General features: G+C 66.2%; 4 protein-coding genes and 1 pseudogene. 2 read left to right on the top strand and 3 right to left on the bottom strand.

All coding sequences use genetic code 11. The annotated features are described in order from the left end of the window. Nucleotides 1–186, bottom strand: a pseudogene (locus U9980_RS25885) (plasmid replication, integration and excision activator); the annotation flags it as partial. A 231-nt stretch (nt 187–417) separates the two neighbouring features. Between U9980_RS25885 and U9980_RS25880 the strand changes: the two are divergent. Next, nucleotides 418–834: a helix-turn-helix transcriptional regulator gene (locus tag U9980_RS25880; protein ID WP_322770319.1), complete on the top strand. Its 417-nt coding sequence runs from the start codon at nt 418–420 to the stop codon at nt 832–834. 84 nt (nt 835–918) lie between these two features. Here U9980_RS25880 and U9980_RS25875 read toward each other — a convergent pair whose 3' ends face one another. Together U9980_RS25875 and U9980_RS25870 are read right to left on the bottom strand one after the other, a co-directional pair. Then, a complete protein-coding gene (locus tag U9980_RS25875) occupies nt 919–1,146 on the bottom strand; it encodes a hypothetical protein (protein WP_322770318.1) in 228 nt (75 codons plus the stop codon). Further along, nucleotides 1,143–1,433: a hypothetical protein gene (locus tag U9980_RS25870; RefSeq protein ID WP_322770317.1), complete on the bottom strand. Its 291-nt coding sequence runs from the start codon at nt 1,431–1,433 to the stop codon at nt 1,143–1,145. The genes U9980_RS25875 and U9980_RS25870 overlap by 4 nt, the downstream gene beginning before the upstream one ends. Before the next feature lie 301 nt (nt 1,434–1,734). Between U9980_RS25870 and U9980_RS25865 the strand changes: the two genes are divergently transcribed. Then, on the top strand, nt 1,735–3,231 hold the full coding sequence (locus U9980_RS25865) for a hypothetical protein (protein ID WP_322770316.1): 1,497 nt from the start codon (nt 1,735–1,737) through the stop codon (nt 3,229–3,231). Nucleotides 3,232–3,329: the final 98 nt, after the last annotated feature.

Raw genomic sequence — 3,329 nt, 5'->3', positions numbered from 1 at the left:
GTTCGGGTCAGCGTCCATCACCCGCACCGCCCACAGCAGCTCACCGGTTTCCTTGTCCCGCTCCTGCGCATCCGGCGCTCCGGCCTTCGACTTCTCAAAGTCGTTGGCCGCTTCCACCCCGAGCACGAATGCGCCGTGGGGAAACACATCCCCGAACGCCACCGGAATCCACCGCGGTATCGCCATCGTCGGTTCACCTCGTCCTGTGTCATCAGCGTGCCGGCTGGTGCCGGCCGGTCTGGCGTTGCAGGACATACAGTGCACCGTGCGCGAACCGCTCATCAACTATTATGTGCCCGTAGCATGTGAGGTCCACATAAGCGTGCAGCAAAGACATCAGGCCCACCAGCGGGTCCCGCTTGGAAGTATGTGTACCTCACATACCCTGCTGTTTGCTTTCAAGCTAAAATCGGCTGCATGGAGGACCGAGAGCCGAGATCACCCGTCTACACGGCGCGGGGCGCGATCGTCGGCGAGGATTGGGCCGCAGTCGCCGACGCGGTCAACCAGCGTATGGCGGTCCGCCGCATCGGACAGCAGGAACTCGCCGACGTCTCCGGTGTGTCCGTGTCCACGGTGCGGCAGATCCAGCACGGCGGCAACGGCCGCCGGGTACAGAACAAGACGTTGATCGCGCTTGCCCGCGCCCTCGGCTGGCCTGACGACCATCTGATCCGCGTACTGGTCGGCAACCAGGTGTCGGATGCCCCCGCCGGTGCAACCGATCGGGAGATCCTCGCCGGTATTGACCGCATCGAACAGCGCCTGGACGACGTCAGCCGTCGCCTGGCCGCCGTCGAGCAGCTCGTCACCGCGCAGGCCGCGAACAGGTAAGGGGTCAGAACACCGACAACGACATGGTCGCCCGCCGGAATTCTGACCCCTTGTGCTTCACCGCGGTCTCCGCCGCGTGACTACTCAGCCTGGCACGGATGTAGTCCCGCCCGGCTCCCACGAGGACACCAGCTCACCGACCGACCGGAAGACAAGTGTCACCTCAACATCGCCGAATGCTTCCACGAAACCGACCCCGTCCGGCAGCGATGCCCAGGCACGCATCACGTCGGCCGGACGATCCGCCGGGCAGATCGTGACCGCGCATTCGTCCCCTTGCGACATGACCGTCGCGGGTTCACCGTCGGTCATCGGCCGCCGGCCTGCCGCACTGACCGTGCCAACGCCGCGCCCAGCAGCACCCGACCGGCCGCCGGTGCCGTGACCGTGTCGACGAAGAAGAACAGCGGGCACACCTGGTAGTCGTGCCAGCCGCTCTCCACCGCGAACAGCTCCGCCGCCGCAGGCGAATCAAACGTGATCGTGGTGTCGCGGACCCGCCGTTCGCCTCCCGGCTCGAAGCGCACCACCCCGTACAGCACGGGTAGCCGCTCATCTGGGTTTCCGCTGTCCGTCGTGTTGTCCCTGGTTACCGTCACCGGTCGCATCCCGTCCCGTGGTCATTCCTCGCTGATTGGACGCCGTCCCGGCCCCGCGGAGACCATCGCTCGACACGAGACCGGGCCGGCTGTGCCACAGCCTCACGGCACAACACGAACCCATGGAAGATGACGTTCCCATGTGACCATCACCTGATCCGGGCCGGCAACGGGTTAACAACGGCAACACGCCCGCTCAATAGGTGAACTTTCCCTACCTGTCGGGCGTAATCCGGGTACTGTCGGCACCAGTCCTGCCACGAGACGTATCCCTCTCTCCCGGCCGGAAGGTTGATCAAGTATGTCGGCTGTTTCGCTCGGCCCGTACACGGTGTCCGAACGCCTCCTTGCCCGCGACGACATGCGCGCCGCTCTGACCGACCGCGACTTCGGCACGGCCTTCCGGCTGATGAAGAAGTACGACGCCGCCAGCCAGGATCGCATTGCCTCCGCGGTCGAGGGCCTCGACCAGAGCCGCGTCAGCAAGATTGCGAACGGGCGGGACAGGATCGGGACCCTGGACCTGATCGAACGCATCGCCGATGGCCTCCGCATCCCCGGCCGCATGCTCGGTCTGACCCCTCGCCAATGGGAGCCCTCTGTACCCACACCGCACACCCATACGGAAACAGCGCCACCGGCGGTCGACAGCCCGTCGGCAACCGCCCAGCAGCCGGTCACCGACCCCGAGCCAACCGCCCAAGGACTCGTGTACGAACCCTCCGTGCGACGTACCCTGAGCACAGTTGCCGAGCTCGGGAGGGCCGACGTGCGCCGTCGGGATGTGCTGCTGCGGTCGTCGTTCGTACTCGGCGCACTCGCCGGACCGAGCCGGGATTGGCTCCTGACCAGCCTGGACGCCGCCGACTCCGGACGCACCACCCGCGCAGACATGGCCGCGGTCGAATCCATCCGCAGCATGTTCGGTGTGTTCCAGGAAATGGACGTCATCCAAGGCGGCGGTGACATCGCGCGCCGCGCGGTCGCCCAATACCTCACCGAACACGTCCTCCCCCTCCTACAACAGTCCCACCCCGAACCCGTCCGCCAGGCGCTGTTCGAAGTCGCCGCCGAACAGACCTACCTCGCCGGCTGGATGGCGTTCGACTGCGGACAGCACGGCATTGCGCAGCGTTACCTGATTCAGTCCCTGCGGCTCGCCGACGCGTCCGGAAACCGGATGCTCGGTTCCCACGTCCTCGCCGGACTCTCCGACCAGGCAACCCAACTCGGACACCCCGAGGAAGGGCTTCGCCTCGCCCGCACCGGCCGCCACGGCCTCCGCGCCCCCGCCGCCCTCACCGACTTGTACGTGTTGGAAGCCCGCGCCCTGTCGGTCATGGGTCGCTCCACCGACACCGCCGCCACCATCGCGCAGGCCGAGAAGACGTTCGACCTCGTCAACACGGCGAACGAACCCGAGTGGGCGAAGTTCATCGACGAGCCCTACATCAGCGGAGAAATCGCAAACAGCCTCCGCGATATCGGCGACCCAGCCGAGGCCCACCGCTACGCCGGTCAGTCCGTCGAGGCCGCCCGCCGGCAGAACCGCGGACGACGCGGCTCACTCAGCCAAACCGTCATCGCCGTCAGCTTCACCCAACAAAACGACCTCGAAAGCGCGATCGTTGCCAGTCACAAGGCCATCGACATCGCCGCCGGAGTCCCCACCTCCGCCCGCTACGTCACAGCCATGACCGACCTACGGCAACGACTCGTCCCCTTCCAGCACGACGCCAACACCCGCGAGCTACTCGCCCGTATCGACCGCACCGCCCTCGCCGGCATTGCAGCCTGACTACATCCTCGGATCCGGACTGACGGTCAGCAGTCAGGATCCCAAGGACAACATCAGCCGAGGAATCACCGTGCATATGTCCGGCACACTGCCGAATT

The organism is Protofrankia sp. Cr1 (assembly GCF_963555865.1).
Classification (GTDB): Bacteria; Actinomycetota; Actinomycetes; order Frankiales; family Frankiaceae; genus Protofrankia.
This window is presented reverse-complemented; position numbering and strand designations above follow the sequence as displayed.

Bases quoted from the DNA above. Each gene is read 5' to 3' on its own strand.
- U9980_RS25880 (WP_322770319.1), top strand. From the start codon at position 418: ATGGAGGACCGAGAGCCGAGATCACCCGTCTACACGGCGCGGGGCGCG.
- U9980_RS25865 (WP_322770316.1), top strand. From the start codon at position 1,735: ATGTCGGCTGTTTCGCTCGGCCCGTACACGGTGTCCGAACGCCTCCTT.
- U9980_RS25875 (WP_322770318.1), bottom strand. From the start codon at position 1,146: ATGACCGACGGTGAACCCGCGACGGTCATGTCGCAAGGGGACGAATGC.